At 57.1% G+C, this 14,346-nt stretch carries 14 protein-coding genes; 7 read left to right on the top strand and 7 right to left on the bottom strand.

Features of this window, described 5'->3' with window-relative positions:
• The first annotated feature begins 347 nt into the window (after positions 1-347).
• Positions 348-1,400: an AbrB family transcriptional regulator gene (locus BBA90_RS02620; RefSeq protein ID WP_065647916.1), complete on the top strand. Its 1,053-nt coding sequence runs from the start codon at positions 348-350 to the stop codon at positions 1,398-1,400.
• Here the strand turns inward: BBA90_RS02620 and rarD are convergent.
• Together rarD and BBA90_RS02610 are read right to left on the bottom strand one after the other, a co-directional pair.
• Positions 1,371-2,270 (bottom strand): EamA family transporter RarD, encoded by a 900-nt coding sequence (gene rarD / locus BBA90_RS02615; RefSeq protein ID WP_065647801.1) that lies wholly within the window; start codon positions 2,268-2,270, stop codon positions 1,371-1,373. The genes BBA90_RS02620 and rarD overlap by 30 nt on opposite strands.
• Before the next feature lie 36 nt (positions 2,271-2,306).
• Complete coding sequence (locus BBA90_RS02610) at positions 2,307-2,777, bottom strand: thioesterase family protein (RefSeq protein WP_065647800.1); 471 nt, start codon at positions 2,775-2,777, stop codon at positions 2,307-2,309.
• A 166-nt stretch (positions 2,778-2,943) separates the two neighbouring features.
• Here BBA90_RS02610 and pldA point away from each other — a divergent pair, with 166 nt between their 5' ends.
• From pldA to rhtC, 3 genes are read left to right on the top strand one after another with little or no spacing between them, the layout of a single operon-like run.
• The gene (pldA, locus tag BBA90_RS02605; RefSeq protein WP_065647799.1) at positions 2,944-3,822 is read left to right on the top strand and encodes a phospholipase A; all 879 of its coding nucleotides are present in this window, start codon (positions 2,944-2,946) and stop codon (positions 3,820-3,822) included.
• Between the two features lie 19 nt (positions 3,823-3,841).
• Complete coding sequence (recQ, locus tag BBA90_RS02600) at positions 3,842-5,668, top strand: ATP-dependent DNA helicase RecQ (protein WP_065647798.1); 1,827 nt, start codon at positions 3,842-3,844, stop codon at positions 5,666-5,668.
• A 12-nt stretch (positions 5,669-5,680) separates the two neighbouring features.
• Entirely contained in the window at positions 5,681-6,304 is a 624-nt protein-coding gene (gene rhtC / locus BBA90_RS02595) for a threonine export protein RhtC (RefSeq protein ID WP_065647797.1), read from the top strand.
• 62 nt (positions 6,305-6,366) lie between these two features.
• Here rhtC and rhtB read toward each other — a convergent pair whose 3' ends face one another.
• Positions 6,367-6,990, bottom strand: a complete 624-nt coding sequence (gene rhtB / locus BBA90_RS02590) for a homoserine/homoserine lactone efflux protein (RefSeq protein ID WP_065647796.1) — start codon at positions 6,988-6,990, stop codon at positions 6,367-6,369.
• Between the two features lie 104 nt (positions 6,991-7,094).
• Here rhtB and pldB point away from each other — a divergent pair, with 104 nt between their 5' ends.
• Together pldB and yigL are read left to right on the top strand one after the other, a co-directional pair.
• Complete coding sequence (pldB, locus tag BBA90_RS02585) at positions 7,095-8,090, top strand: lysophospholipase L2 (protein ID WP_065647795.1); 996 nt, start codon at positions 7,095-7,097, stop codon at positions 8,088-8,090.
• A gap of 32 nt (positions 8,091-8,122) precedes the next feature.
• Entirely contained in the window at positions 8,123-8,923 is an 801-nt protein-coding gene (yigL, locus tag BBA90_RS02580; RefSeq protein ID WP_065647794.1) for a sugar/pyridoxal phosphate phosphatase YigL, read from the top strand.
• Positions 8,924-8,959: 36 nt separating this feature from the next.
• On the opposite strand, the gene glpT is transcribed toward yigL, so the two are convergent.
• A complete protein-coding gene (glpT, locus tag BBA90_RS02575; protein ID WP_065647793.1) occupies positions 8,960-10,300 on the bottom strand; it encodes a glycerol-3-phosphate transporter in 1,341 nt (446 codons plus the stop codon).
• Positions 10,301-10,703: 403 nt separating this feature from the next.
• On the opposite strand from glpT, the gene BBA90_RS02570 reads away from it, so the two are divergent.
• The gene (locus BBA90_RS02570; protein ID WP_065647792.1) at positions 10,704-11,564 is read left to right on the top strand and encodes a carboxylate/amino acid/amine transporter; all 861 of its coding nucleotides are present in this window, start codon (positions 10,704-10,706) and stop codon (positions 11,562-11,564) included.
• A gap of 37 nt (positions 11,565-11,601) precedes the next feature.
• Here the strand turns inward: BBA90_RS02570 and BBA90_RS02565 are convergent, their stop codons facing one another.
• The 3 genes from BBA90_RS02565 to BBA90_RS02555 all read right to left on the bottom strand — a co-directional run bounded on the left by BBA90_RS02565 (position 11,602) and on the right by BBA90_RS02555 (position 14,130).
• Entirely contained in the window at positions 11,602-12,084 is a 483-nt protein-coding gene (locus BBA90_RS02565; RefSeq protein ID WP_065647791.1) for a DUF1456 family protein, read from the bottom strand.
• A gap of 94 nt (positions 12,085-12,178) precedes the next feature.
• Positions 12,179-13,114, bottom strand: a complete 936-nt coding sequence (gene metR / locus BBA90_RS02560; protein ID WP_065647790.1) for an HTH-type transcriptional regulator MetR — start codon at positions 13,112-13,114, stop codon at positions 12,179-12,181.
• 179 nt (positions 13,115-13,293) lie between these two features.
• Positions 13,294-14,130, bottom strand: coding sequence for a dienelactone hydrolase family protein (locus BBA90_RS02555; RefSeq protein ID WP_065647789.1), 837 nt, complete (start codon positions 14,128-14,130; stop codon positions 13,294-13,296).
• Positions 14,131-14,346 lie beyond the last annotated feature (216 nt).

Below are 14,346 nucleotides of genomic sequence, written 5' to 3'. Positions count from 1 at the left end.
CCGCACCCGTTTGATGACGCCATTCATGGCGCCCTGGTTGAATACCGCACCCGTCTGCTGCCAGGGGCGCATAAATGCGCCCCCTAAGTTCTGTAGGGGCGCCATTCATGGCGCCCTGGTTGAATACCGCATCCGTCTGCTGCCAGGGGCGCATTAATGCGCCCCCTACGTTCTGTAGGGGCGCCATTCATGGCGCCCTGGTTGAATAACCGCACCCGTTTGATGATGCCATTCATGGCGCCCTGGCCAAATACCGCACCCGTCTGCTGATTAACACCGATTTGCGCTGGCTCCGGGGGCGCAACCTGCGTAACCTGTGGACCTCTTATCTTTGTCTGATTCTGGTCATGTCACACTACTCTCTGCGCTTACAATGGATGCTGCTGCTGATTGCGTCTCTGACGCTGGGCGTTGCTCTCCAGCTGTTTCACCTGCCTGCTGCGCTGCTGCTGGGCCCGATGATCACCGGAACCGTAATGGGGCTGTGCGGCGCAACGCTGCGTATCGATAAACGGCTGTTTATTCTGGCGCAGGCGGTGCTGGGCTGCATGATTGCTCAGAGCCTGTCGCCCGCCATTCTGACTCCCTTATTGAATGACTGGCCGGTGGTGCTGGCGGTACTGATCCTCACGCTGGCCGCCAGCGGCCTCTCCGGCTTTCTGCTGGTGCGCTTCAGTAACCTGCCGGGGCCTACCGGTGCCTGGGGATCATCGCCCGGCGGCGCTTCGGCGATGGTGGCGATGGCGGGAGATTTCGGGGCTGACGTGCGTCTGGTCGCGTTTATGCAGTATCTGCGCGTGCTGTTCGTCGCCACGGCGGCGGCGGTGGTCGCGCGCATCGGTCTGGATACCAGCGGCGGCGCGGCAGAGCCGATCTGGTTTCCGGCGCTGAATCGCGGTTTTTTGCTGACGCTGGGAGTAATGGCGGCCGGGGCCTGGCTGGGGCAGCGTCTGCGGATCCCCTCCGGTGCGCTGCTGCTGCCAGCGCTGACTGGAGCCATGCTGCAGGGAAGCCAGATCGCAACCTTGCAGGTGCCCGAGTGGCTGCTGGCGCTGGCCTATGCGCTGATTGGCTGGAGCGTCGGGCTGCGCTTTACGCGCCCGATTTTCCTGCTGGCGCTGCGAACGCTGCCGCAGATGCTCGCCTCAATCCTCGGACTGATGGTGCTGTGTGCGGCGCTGGCGTGGATGCTGACGCGGGTATTGCATATCGACCTGATGACTGCCTATCTGGCTACCAGCCCGGGCGGGCTGGATACCGTTGCCATCATTGCAGCCGGCAGCCGGGTCGATATGACTTTTGTGATGGCGCTGCAGACGCTGCGTCTGTTTACCATTCTGCTCACTGGCCCGGCACTGGCGCGCTTTATCTCACGCTTTGCGCATCCGCGTGCGGGCTGAGTAGAGTACGGCGTCAAAAATAAACAGGGCCAGCGCCAGCCAGATAAAGCCAAAGGTGACCAGCTTATCGGGAGTCAGGCGCTCGCCATAAAACAGTACCGCCAGCAGAAACATCAGCGTCGGGCCAAGATACTGGAAAAACCCCACGGTTGAGAGACGCAGGCGCGTGCAGGCGGCGGCAAACAGCATCAGCGGAATAGTGGTCAGCACCCCGGCGGCCACCAGCATCAGATTAAGGCTGAGGGGATTGGCGCTGAGATGACTGGTCGCACTGTCGGCAACACCGAAAAGATAGATCGCTGCCAGCGGGAACAGCCACAGCGTCTCGATCAGCATGCCGCTCTGTGCATCTACCTGAATCTTTTTTCGCACCAGGCCATACAGCGCAAAGCTCAGCCCCAGCCCCAGCGCAATCACCGGCAGTGAGCCAAACTGCCATAGCTGCACCAGCACACCTGCCGCGGCCAGCGCGACTGCCAGCCACTGCAGACGGCGAAAGCGTTCACGCAGGAACAGCATGCCGAATACCACATTAATCAGCGGGTTGATAAAGTAGCCGAGGCTCGCCTCCAGCATATGCTGATTATTGACTGCCCAGATAAACAGCAGCCAGTTGCCGCCGATGGTAATGGCGGTCAGCGCCAGCAGCAGAACTTTTTTTGGCTGGGCGGCCACGCGGCGCACCTGTTTCCAGCTGCGGCTTAGCGTAATCAGTATCAGCATAAACAGTACTGACCAGATCACCCGGTGGGTCATGATCTCGGCGGGCGGCACCTCTCTGACCAGTTTGAAGTAGGCCGGAGCGATGCCCCAGATAAAGTAAGCGCCCAGCGCATAAAAAATGCCCTGTCGCGTTTGCTGACTGTCCATTGTATTGTCCATAAGGCGGCGCACCGGTTGCGCTGATTAACCAATCAGGTAAGTGGCGGTGACCGTAGCGATATAATCGTGCTGCTGATTATGCAGTTCAACGCGCGCCACGGCGACTTTATTACCGGCACGCAGCAGATGACCGGTAGCGACAAAGTGTTCGCCGCGACCCGGACGCAGATAATCAACCCGCAGATCGATAGTACCCATTCGCGCCAGGCGCTGGCGCAGATCTTCTTCGCTGATGCTCTCCTGCCGCGTCAGCGCATGGCTGACGCAGACCAGACCGGCGGTAACATCCAGCACTGAAGCAATCACGCCGCCATGCAGGATCTGCTGCGCGGCATTGCCCACCAGCATGGTTTTATTGGCAAATGCGAGCCGGGTAGTATCAGCATCAAGGTGTTCCAGCTCCAGGCCCAGCGCCTGATTAAACGGCATATGATAAACAAAAATTTCACCAATCAGCTGGCGCGCGTCCTGCTGAGTCAGCATCGGAGATGACATAGTTACGGCCTTAAGATGTTAAGAAGTTGTGTATATTATGCTGCTCCCGCGCCGCTTTCCAGTTTCAGAAATCGGCACTGATCAACGTCCCGCTTTGCGTGTAGAATGGCCTGCTTTTTGTACCACCGCCCTGAAAACCTTCCCACGCAGCGCACTGGAGAACACTATGCGTAAGCAATACGTCATGCTGGCCGCGGCATTAACCGTTCCTGCACTGGCGCAGGCAGATGAAGCCACGATTAAAAATATTCACGACGCACCTGCGGTGAAGGGGAGCGTGATCGCAAATCTGCTGGAAAAGCACGACAACCCCTTTGTGCTTTACCCCTATGAAAACAACTACCTGCTTTACACCTACACCAGCGACATGAATAAAGAGGCGATTTCCTCTTACAACTGGGCAGACAAAGCGAAAAAAGATGAAGTAAAATTCCAGCTCAGCCTGGCGTTTCCGCTGTGGCGCGGCATTTTAGGTGAGAACTCCGTGCTGGCCGCCTCGTATACTCAGCGTTCATGGTGGCAGCTGTCGAATCGTGGCGCATCGTCACCTTTCCGCGAAACAAACTATGAGCCGCAGCTGTTTCTTGGCTGGGCAACGGATTATTCGCTGGCAGGCTGGACGCTGCGTGATGTGGAGCTGGGCGTTAATCATCAGTCTAATGGTCGCAGCGATCCCACTTCCCGCAGCTGGAACCGCCTTTACGCCCGTCTGATGGCAGAGAACGGCAACTTCCTTGCGGAGATCAAACCCTGGTATCGTCTGCCGGAAAGCGCCGGCGAAGATGATAACCCGGACATTACCAAATACATGGGTTATTACCGCGCGAAACTCGGCTATATGATGGGCGACAGCATATTTAGCGTGGAAGGCAACTATAACTGGAACAGCGGCTACGGCGGCGCGACCTTCGCCTGGAGCTATCCTCTCACTGAACATGTCCGCTTTTATACGCAGCTTTTCAGCGGCTATGGTGAATCGCTTATCGACTATAACCACCGTCAGACCCGTTTAGGCGTGGGCGTAACGCTTAACGATCTGTTCTAATCAGTAAAACAGGATTACCGTGGCAATTTCGGCAGTGCACAATCAGGAAACGCTGGCGCAACAGGTGTTACATGACACCTTCGGCTATCAGCAGTTTCGTCCGGGTCAGCAATCCATTATCGAGTCAGCGCTCTCAGGACGTGACTGTCTGGTCGTGATGCCGACCGGCGGCGGTAAATCGATCTGCTACCAGATCCCGGCGCTGGTTCAGGAGGGACTGACGCTGGTGGTCTCCCCGCTGATTTCACTGATGAAAGATCAGGTTGACCAGCTGCTGGCCAACGGCGTGGCGGCGGCGTGTCTCAACTCAACGCAGACGCGCGAACAGCAGCAGCAGGTTTTTGCCGATTGCCGCACCGGTAAGCTGAAACTGCTGTACATCGCCCCGGAACGGCTGATGATGGACAACTTCCTGGAGGGTCTGCAGCACTGGAATCCGGTGATGCTGGCCGTCGATGAAGCGCACTGCATCTCACAGTGGGGACATGATTTCCGGCCGGAGTATGGCGCACTCGGGCAGCTGAGGCAGCGTTTTCCGCAGCTCCCGGTGATGGCGCTGACTGCCACGGCCGATGAAACCACGCGTAACGACATCGTACATCTGCTGCAGATGCGCGATCCGCTGATTCAGGTCAGCAGCTTTGATCGTCCCAATATCCGCTATACCTTGGTGGAGAAGTTTAAACCCACCGACCAGCTGCTGCGCTATGTGCAGGAGCAGCGCGGCAAAAGCGGCATCATTTACTGTAACAGCCGGGCGAAAGTGGAAGATACCGCCGCACGTCTGCAAAGCCGTGGCCTGAGCGTGGGTGCCTATCACGCCGGCATCGACAGCGCACAGCGCGCGCATGTTCAGGAAGCGTTTCAGCGCGACGATCTGCAGATTGTGGTCGCTACCGTGGCGTTTGGCATGGGTATCAACAAACCCAATGTCCGCTTTGTGGTGCATTTTGATATTCCGCGTAACATTGAATCCTACTATCAGGAGACCGGCCGCGCCGGACGCGATGGCCTGCCTGCTGAAGCGATGATGCTTTACGATCCGGCGGATATGGTCTGGCTGCGCAAATGCCTGGAGGAGAAAGTCCCGGGGCCGCTGCAGGATATCGAGCGGCACAAGCTCAATGCGATGGGCGCGTTTGCGGAAGCGCAAACCTGCCGGCGTCTGGTGCTGCTGAACTACTTTGGCGAAGGGCGTCAGCAGCCCTGCGGTAACTGCGATATCTGCCTCGATCCTCCCCGCCGTTATGACGGTCTGGTCGACGGACAGAAAGCGCTATCGTGCATCTATCGTACCGGCCAGCGTTTTGGCATGAGCTACATCGTGGAGGTATTGCGCGGCTCAGCCAGTCAGCGTATCCGCGATAACGGCCACGACAAACTGCCGGTCTATGGTCTGGGACGCGAGCAGAGTCTGGAGCACTGGATCAGCGTGCTGCGTCAGCTCATTCATCTCGGCATGGTGACACAAAACATCGCCCTGCACTCTGCGCTGCAGCTCACTGAAGCTGCGCGTCCGGTCCTGCGCGCTGAAATACCGCTGATGCTTGCCGTACCGCGTACCGTGACGGCGAAAAGTCGCAGCAGTGCGCCAAAAGTGTACGGTGGCAACTACGATCGCAAGCTGTTTGCCAAGCTGCGTAAGCTGCGTAAAGCGATTGCTGATGAAGAGAATATTCCGCCTTACGTGGTGTTTAACGACGCCACGCTGATTGAAATGGCAGAACAGTTACCGGTCAGCGCTTCAGATATGCTGAGCGTAAACGGCGTGGGTCATCGCAAACTGGAACGCTTTGGTAAGCCGTTTCTGCTGATGATCAGAGAACATCTTGATAATGACGAGTAAAGGACTAAACGTATGCTGATATTGTTTGCCACCGTTGCGCTGGTGCACCTGGTTGCGCTGATGAGCCCCGGACCTGACTTCTTTTTTGTGTCGCAAACTGCGGCCAGCCGCTCGCGTAAAGAGGCGATGATGGGCGTGCTGGGCATTACGCTGGGCATTGTTGTCTGGGCGGGCGTAGCGCTGATGGGTCTGCATCTGCTGCTGGCAAAAATGGCGTGGCTGCATGAAATTATCATGGTGGGTGGCGGGCTCTATCTGCTGTGGATGGGCTGGCAGCTGCTGCGCTCGGCGCGTCAGCGTCATAAGCAGTCGCAGAGTGACGCACCCGTGGTGGAGCTGCCGAAGCGCGGCATGAGCTTTCTTAAAGGCTTGCTGACAAACCTGTCCAATCCCAAAGCGATTATCTATTTTGGCAGCGTCTTCTCGCTGTTTGTCGGCAATGATATTGGTGCCGCTACGCGCTGGGGGCTGTTCCTGCTGATTATTGCGGAAACCTTTGCATGGTTTGCGCTGGTGGCCACTATCTTTGCGCTGCCGTGGATGCGTGAGAAATATCAGCGCATGGCAAAGTGGGTAGATGGCATGGCGGGCGTGCTGTTTGCCGGTTTTGGCCTTCACCTGATTATTTCGCGCTAGGCCCGGTCGCCTGAAACGGCGACGCTGCGCCGGGTGTGGCTGACTGCACACCCGGCCGCTTTTTACGCTATTCTGCGCGCGCTGGCTAACAGCGCGCCGACCGCCATAAACAATCCGCCAAAAATACGGTTCAGCAGCTTCATCTGCCGGGGGCCTTTGATCCAGACCGCAATGCGCGTCGCCAGCGTGGCGTAGCCAATCATCACGATGATATCGACCACAATCGTTGTCACGCCGAGGATGAAATACTGCATCAGCTGCGGCTGATGGGGCAGGATAAACTGCGGAAACAGCGCAGCAAGAAATACGATGCTTTTGGGGTTGGTCAGGTTAACCAGCAGCGCGCGCTGAAACAGGTGACGACGCGGCATCGCTTTGGCAACGGCGTTCAGATCGAGACTGCCTGCGGACCGCCACTGCTGAATGCCCAGCCAGATCAGATAGGCTGCGCCGGCCCATTTCAGGATTTCAAACGCCAGCAGTGACTGCGAAAACAGCGCGCCGAGTCCGGCCCCTACCAGCACAATATGTACCGCCAGTCCGAGCTGTAAGCCGGTAATCGACACGGCCGCGCCACGGTAGCCGTGGCTGATACCGGTGCTCATGGTATTGATAGCGCCTGAGCCTGGCGAAAGGCTGAGGATGGTTGTGGTAAGCAGGTAGGTTAACCACCATTCTGTAGTCATGCGTGACATTCCCTGAAGCGAGCGAAGTATGACACAATACGCCAGAAAATTGCGCTGCGCTACGGCATACCAGCAGGGCGGATTGAACTCTCCGGGAGGGGCAGATGCAGCATCATAAAGAGAGCTGGCTCAGACGCGAACGCGCTTTTGCGGCGTTTGCTACCGGCCCGCTGCTCGACTTCTGGCGGCAGCGGGAAGAGTGTGAGTTCACCGGCACCGGTAATCTTACCCTGCGCTATGTGCGCTTTACCTCTCCGCAGCACACGCGCGTGATCCTGATTGTGCCGGGGCGTATTGAAAGTTATATCAAGTATCCCGAGCTGGCCTACGACCTGTTTCACTGTGGCTATGACGTGGTGATTATTGACCATCGCGGGCAGGGACGATCTGAGCGGCTGCTGGCCGATTCCCACCGTGGCCATGTGGTGGAGTTCAGTGACTACGTCGACGATCTGGAAACCCTCTATCTGAAAGAGATTGTCAGTCAGCATTATCAGCAGCGCTATGTACTGGCACACTCAATGGGCGGCGCGATTGTCGCGCTTTTTCTGGCCCGGCAGCCGCGGGCATTTCATGCGGCGGTGCTGTGCGCACCGATGTTTGGTATTGTGCTGCCGCTGCCGCCCTTTCTGGCACACCGTATTCTTGACTGGGCAGAGAAGCGACCGGCGCTGCGCGACGGATACGCGCTTGGCACCGGACGCTGGCGCGCGCATCCGTTTGGCATTAACCGCCTGACGCACAGCCGCGAGCGTTACCGGCGCAATCTGCGCTTTTATGCTGACGATCCGGCTATTCGCGTCGGCGGCCCGACCTATCACTGGGTACGCGAAGGCGTGCAGGCCGGACGCAATATTATGCGTCAGGCGGCAAATATCACCACGCCGCTGCTGCTGCTGCAGGCGAGCGAAGATGATGTGGTGGACAACCGTTCACAGGATCTCTTCTGCCAGGCACTGGCCGCTGCCGGGCATCCCTGTGAAGGTAATGCGCCGCGCGTCATTAAAGGCGCGCGACATGAAATTCTGTTTGAGTCAGATGCAATGCGCGCTGAAGCGCTCAATGCCACCGTGGATTTTTTTGCCCGTCATCTCAGCTGACGTTATTTCCGCTATTACAACCCGAGGTTTCCATGTTTCACATCGTTGCATCCGATCTGGATGGCACGCTGCTCTCTCCGCAACATCGTCTGACGCCGTTTGCCCGTACCACGCTGCAGGCGCTGGTGGCGCGTGATATCCATTTTGTTTTTGCCACCGGCCGTCATCATATCGACGTGGGACAAATGCGCGACAAACTCGGCATTCCGGCGTATATGATCACCTCCAACGGCGCGCGCGTGCATAACGCCGCAGGCGAGCTGATCTTCAGCCACAATCTCGACAGCGATATCGCCAGCGAGCTCTACGCCCTGAAATATCAGGATGAAAATATCCTGACCCATGTTTATCGCGATGATGAGTGGTTTATGAGCCGTCACCATCCCGATGAGCAGGACTATTTTCAGGAGTCGGAGTTTATGTATCAGCTCTATGAACCGGGAATGTTGCCCACCGACGGCATCAGTAAGGTCTTCTTCACCAGCAGCGATCCGGCCAGTCTGCTGCCGCTTGAGCAGGCGATTGAAGCACGCTGGGGCGATCGCGTTAACGTCAGTTTTTCGCTGCCAACCTGTCTGGAAGTCATGGCGGGCGGCGTGTCGAAAGGACATGCGCTGGAGGCCGTCGCGAAACAGCTGGGCCATTCGCTGAAGGCGTGCATCGCATTCGGGGATGGCATGAATGATGTGGAGATGCTGAGTATGGCCGGTAAAGGCTGCATTATGCATAACGGACAGCAGCGCCTGAAGGATACGCTGCCGTCGCTGGAGGTCATTGGCAGCAACGCGGACGATGCGGTGCCGCACACGCTGCGTAAACTCTTTCTGGAGTAAAAAAACGGGCCGGTAGTGCATCCCGGCCCGCCTCGCTTATCCCAGCTGTTTTTTATGCTTATGTTCGTTGATCATGGTCAGCAGCAGCAGCACCACTGCCAGTACCGAGCCGGCGATCATCACCATAAATCCGCCATCCCAGCCAAAGAAATCAACGGTATAACCAACAATAGCGCTGGCTGCTACAGAGCCGCCCAGATAACCAAACAGGCCGGTAAAGCCCGCTGCGGTGCCGGCAGCTTTCTTCGGTGCCAGCTCCAGCGCGTGCAGGCCAATCAGCATCACCGGACCGTAGATCAGAAAGCCAATCACAATCATACAGAGCATATCGATACCCGGATTGCCCGGCGGGTTAAGCCAGTAGACCACGGTAGCGATAGTCACCAGCGTCATAAAGAACACGCCGGTCGCGCCGCGATTGCCTCTGAACACTTTGTCTGACATCCAGCCGCACAGCAGCGTTCCCGGAATGCCCGCATATTCATACAGGAAGTAGGCCCAGGAGGATTTATCCAGCGTAAAGTGTTTGACCTCTTTCAGATAGGTTGGCGACCAGTCGAGAATGCCGTAGCGCAGCAGGTAGACAAAGACGTTTGCCAGCGCGATATACCACAGCAGCTTGTTGGGCAGAATGTACTGCATAAAGATCTGCTTTGCGGTCAGCTCCTGTTCATGGTTCTCACTGTAATCAGGCGGATAGTCATTTTTCCACGCTTCAATCGGCGGCAGGCCACAGGATTGCGGCGTATCGCGCATCATGGCAAACGCAAACAGCGCGATCAGAATCGCCCCAAAGGCGGGCATATAGAGCGCGGCTTTCCAGTCGTTAAACCACGCCATACCGAGCAGAAACAGCAGCGGCGGGATACCGCCCCCGACGTTATGCGCGCAGTTCCACACGGAGACGATACCGCCGCGCTCTTTCTGTGACCACCAGTGCACCATGGTGCGGCCACACGGCGGCCAGCCCATTCCCTGGAACCAGCCACACAGGAACAGCAGCACAAACATCACCATAATGCTGGAGGTCGCCCAGGGTACAAAACCCATAAACAGCATGACCGAGGCAGCGAGGATCAGGCCCGCCGGCAGAAAAACGCGCGGATTTGAGCGATCGGAAACGGAACCCATGATGAATTTGGAAAAGCCGTACGCAATAGAGATACCGGAGAGGGCAAACCCTAAATCCCCCCGTGAAAATCCCTGTTCCACCAGATAGGGCATCGCCAGCGCGAAGTTTTTGCGTACCAGATAGTAAGCAGCATAGCCAAAAAAGATCCCGAGAAAGATCTGCCAGCGCAGCCGACGATAAAGCGGATCAACACGATCGTCAGCCACCTGAGGCTGATGCGGTGCAGGTTTAAAGATACTCAGCATGAGTGTGGCCCTCCGGGGCGCAGAATAGTTATGAATTTCCCAGCAGGTTGGGACAGAAATACGCATAAGCGCAAAGGAAACCTGGTGTTTCCATATCGCGCAAAGAATAGAGATGGTTGCTGCCCGTTACTGTGACGTGTGACACATATGTTACAGTTTTATGACAATCAGGAGCGAAAAAAACCAGGAAATGTTGGATTTCGCGCATTTTGCTGCGTTTGCACCCGCGGTTAATGCGCATCCTGACCGGAAAATGTGTCTGAGCGTAAACCGCTGACCAGGGCATATCTGCAGCCGCCTGCCGCGAGTGAGTTAAATATAATCAGTTGTAAACCAGATTATTCAGCTGGTTCACGCGGGTTTGATTACACTAGCGCGTCTGTTTATCGGGGAGTGGTGTACCGTGCTGTTACTTATTGTGACCACTGTTTTGTGGGCTTTTTCTTTCAGTCTGATTGGCGAATACCTGGCAGGTCAGGTTGATAGCTGGTTTTCCGTGCTGATGCGCCTGGGTCTGGCCGCACTGATTTTTCTGCCGTTTTTGCGCTGGCGTGGCTACCGGGCATCAACGCTGCTGCTTTATATGCTGGTGGGAATGCTGCAGCTCGGCATTATGTATCTGCTCAGTTTTGAAGCCTATCTCTACCTGAGCGTGTCTGAGTTTCTGTTGTTTACGGTGATGACGCCGCTCTATATCACGCTGATTTATGATCTGCTGAGCAGGCGTCCGCTGCGTATTGGTTACGCGTTCAGCGCGCTGCTGGCGGTAGCGGGTGCAGCCATTATTCGCTATGACAAAGTCAGCGAGCATTTCTGGCTGGGTCTGCTGCTGGTGCAGGCGGCGAACCTCTGCTTTGCTGTCGGCATGGTGGGGTACAAGCGGCTGCAGGAGACGCGGCCCATGCCGCAGCATACCGCATTCTCCTGGTTTTATCTGGGTGCGGTGCTGATTGCCGCGCTCGCCTGGTCGCTGTGGGGCAATCCGCAGAAACTGCCCACTACCACGCTGCAGTGGAGCGTGCTGATATGGCTGGGCGTTGCCGCATCCGGGCTGGGCTATTTTATGTGGAACTACGGGGCCACGCAGGTGGATGCCGGCACGCTGGGCATTATGAACAATATGCACGTCCCGGCGGGGCTGCTGGTCAATCTGGCGATCTGGCAGGAGAAGCCGCACTGGCCGAGCTTTATTGCGGGCGCGGCGGTGATCTTTGCTTCACTCTATGTGCATAAACGCTGGGTGATCGGCAGGCGTCACACCTGAGAACGTGCGGGCGCAGCCTTCAGGCTGCGCCATGCGATCAGCTTTTCTTCGCCGGCGTTCCCGGACGCTGGATAAGCGTTAACCCTTTCAGGAAATTACGCAGGATTTGATCGCCACATTCGCGATAGTTTTTGTGATCCGGATTGCGGAAGATAGCGCCGATTTCGCCCTGTGAAACCTTGAAATTGGCTTTCAGCAGGATGTCAGGAATATCCGTGGTTTTCAGCGCAAATGCGATACGCAGCTTTTTCAGAAAGACGTTATTGCTCATGCGACGCTCAATGGACGGCGCCGGCGCATCGTCACTTTTGCCGCGACGATGGTAGATCAGGCCGTTGAGGAAATAGCCCATCAGTACATCAGGCAGTTTGCGAAACGCGGCATCATCCTCTTTTTTCAGCCAGGCCTGCACATCCTCCAGCGGCACATCGCTTCCCGCAAGGGCAAAAATCTCCACCACTTTGCTATCGCTCAGATCAAGCATATAGCGCACGCTGCGCAGAACATCGTTATTGGTCATGGTGAAACTCTCCGGGGTAAGCAGTAAAGGCGGCGCATTATAGTGCAGGCGGGGCGGGGATAACAGCGCGGAGCGTGCCCGCCGCGCCCGACCATCAGGATGCGCCAGGTAATACCGCGCCCGGCTGTGAAGCGTCGCGCACAAACGGCAGATGATCGCAGGCGTGCTGACGGGCAAAGCGCACAAACGCTTCCAGCACGGGCTGACGCTGTTCACCTTCACGTACGGCAGCATAGAGCCGGCTCCAGAGACCGTCGCCCAGCGTTTTGGTTACCACCAGTCCCTGCTTTTCAAAATTCTCAACGACCCAGTGAGGCAGAGCGGCGATCCCCATCTGCGCCGAAACCATCTGAATCAGCAGCAGCGTATTGTCCACGCTTTTCAGCGCCGGACTGACGCCGGCGGGCTGCAGAAAGTGACGCCAGACATCCAGACGCTGGCGCTGCACCGGGTAGATCATCAGCACTTCATCAGCGAAATCCTGCGGCGTAATATGCGTACGCTGCGCCAGCGGATGATCGGGCGCCAGCACCAGCCGCATCTCAAAATCAAACATCGGCGTATAAAACAGTCCGCTGCGCGGCAGAATATCCGAGGTCAGCACCACATCAAGCTCACCCTGCTGCAGCGCCGGCTGCGGATCAAAGGTGACGCCGGATTTAAAATCCATCATGACCTGCGGCCAGCTCTTGCGGAAGTTGTTCAGCGCAGGCGTCAGCCACTGAATGCAGCTGTGGCACTCAATGGCGATGCGCAGCGTGGCCTGCTGCTGCGGCTCATGACACGCCTGCAGCGCCTGCTGGATCTGCGGCAGCACCTGTTCTGCCAGCTGCAGCAAGATCTCACCCTGCGGCGTAAAGCGCAGCGGCTGGCTTTTACGCACAAACAGCCGGAATCCAAGGCGCTGCTCCAGATCGCTGAACTGATGCGATAAGGCAGACTGCGTCTGGTGCAGCTGCGCCGCCGCCGCGGCAAGCGAGCCGGTGTTGTGTAACGCCTGCAGCGTTCGCAGGTGTTTGAGTTCGATCATGAGAATCCTTTGCAGCGGGACAAAACGGATGACGCGGTAAGCTATACACTACCCGCAGATTGTGGCGGTGTAAACATCTGGATGGCTAAATGAAGTGAACCGCTGCCTGTTGCCGGCAACGAACGCGGGCGTTGAAGCCGGTCGCGCAGGAAAAAGGGCGCCTGAGCGCCCGGATAACGTTATGCGTCAGGGGCCACCCCATACTGTTTAAACCAGGCCAGCATACGCTGCCAGCCATCCCGGGCGGATTCCGCATGATAGCCCGGACGATAATCGGCGTTGAACGCGTGTCCGGCGTCCGGATAGACCACAATTTCCGCTTTCGCATTCGCGGCATGCAGCGCCTGACGCATTTTGTCGATGCTTTCCAGCGGAATGCCCTCATCCTGGCCGCCATACAGGCCGAGCACCGGCGCGTTCAGATCGACGGCGATATCAATCGGATGTTTCTGCTGCTTCAGCGTTTTTTCTCCTTCGAGACGGCCATACCATGCGGCTGCGGCACGCACCTGAGGATTGTGCGCGGCGAACAGCCAGCTGATCCGACCGCCCCAGCAGAAGCCGGTGATCGCCAGGCGACGAATATCGCCATCGTGCCGTGCCGCCCAGTTTGCTGCGTGATCGAGATCGGCAAGTACCTGGCTGTCAGGCACTTTGCTTACCAGCTCGCTGAGCAGCGTCGGGATATCGTGATACTCCTGCGGATCGCCTTCGCGAAAATAGAGCTCCGGCGCCACGGCAAGATAGCCCTCCAGCGCCAGGCGGCGGCACAGATCACGGATATGTTCATGTACGCCAAAAATTTCCTGGACCACCAGTACTACTGGCAGCGTACCGCTGAATGACTTAGGACGTGCATACCAGGCAGGCAGATTTTCACCCTGGCTGGGAATAGAGGTTTCGCCGCACTGAATCGTATCGCTTTGGGTAATTATTGTGCTGCTGGCAGCGGGCTGCGCCGCCGAGGCGAAGCCACCCGGGGCCGACTCTTGTGCCATATTGTCTGTGGTTTTCATGGTTCTCTCCGTGCTGGCAGGTGCGCAATCAGGTAACTATAGCCTGGTCATGATGGCCGGACGTTTACAGGGTAAAAAGGAACAGATTTTCAGATGCGGTTTCTGTATTAACATTGCTACTCAAGCTTACGCAGCACGGTAGCTGACAAATAGGCGAAATGGCGCGTCATATTGTGATTAAAATCACAAATGAAGCGGTTGCTAATGTAACTTTCA

This window comes from Pantoea eucrina, from assembly GCF_001691555.1.
Lineage (GTDB): Bacteria > Pseudomonadota > Gammaproteobacteria > Enterobacterales > Enterobacteriaceae > Pantoea > Pantoea borealis.
Note: the sequence above shows the minus strand (reverse complement) of the source record. Positions and strands in the feature narration are given on the sequence as shown.

Bases quoted from the DNA above. Each gene is read 5' to 3' on its own strand.
- BBA90_RS02610 (WP_065647800.1), bottom strand. From the start codon at position 2,777: ATGTCATCTCCGATGCTGACTCAGCAGGACGCGCGCCAGCTGATTGGT.
- BBA90_RS02555 (WP_065647789.1), bottom strand. From the start codon at position 14,130: ATGAAAACCACAGACAATATGGCACAAGAGTCGGCCCCGGGTGGCTTC.
- BBA90_RS02565 (WP_065647791.1), bottom strand. From the start codon at position 12,084: ATGACCAATAACGATGTTCTGCGCAGCGTGCGCTATATGCTTGATCTG.
- rhtB (WP_065647796.1), bottom strand. From the start codon at position 6,990: ATGACTACAGAATGGTGGTTAACCTACCTGCTTACCACAACCATCCTC.
- rarD (WP_065647801.1), bottom strand. From the start codon at position 2,270: ATGGACAGTCAGCAAACGCGACAGGGCATTTTTTATGCGCTGGGCGCT.
- glpT (WP_065647793.1), bottom strand. From the start codon at position 10,300: ATGCTGAGTATCTTTAAACCTGCACCGCATCAGCCTCAGGTGGCTGAC.
- BBA90_RS02620 (WP_065647916.1), top strand. From the start codon at position 348: ATGTCACACTACTCTCTGCGCTTACAATGGATGCTGCTGCTGATTGCG.
- metR (WP_065647790.1), bottom strand. From the start codon at position 13,114: ATGATCGAACTCAAACACCTGCGAACGCTGCAGGCGTTACACAACACC.
- pldB (WP_065647795.1), top strand. From the start codon at position 7,095: ATGCAGCATCATAAAGAGAGCTGGCTCAGACGCGAACGCGCTTTTGCG.
- pldA (WP_065647799.1), top strand. From the start codon at position 2,944: ATGCGTAAGCAATACGTCATGCTGGCCGCGGCATTAACCGTTCCTGCA.
- rhtC (WP_065647797.1), top strand. From the start codon at position 5,681: ATGCTGATATTGTTTGCCACCGTTGCGCTGGTGCACCTGGTTGCGCTG.
- yigL (WP_065647794.1), top strand. From the start codon at position 8,123: ATGTTTCACATCGTTGCATCCGATCTGGATGGCACGCTGCTCTCTCCG.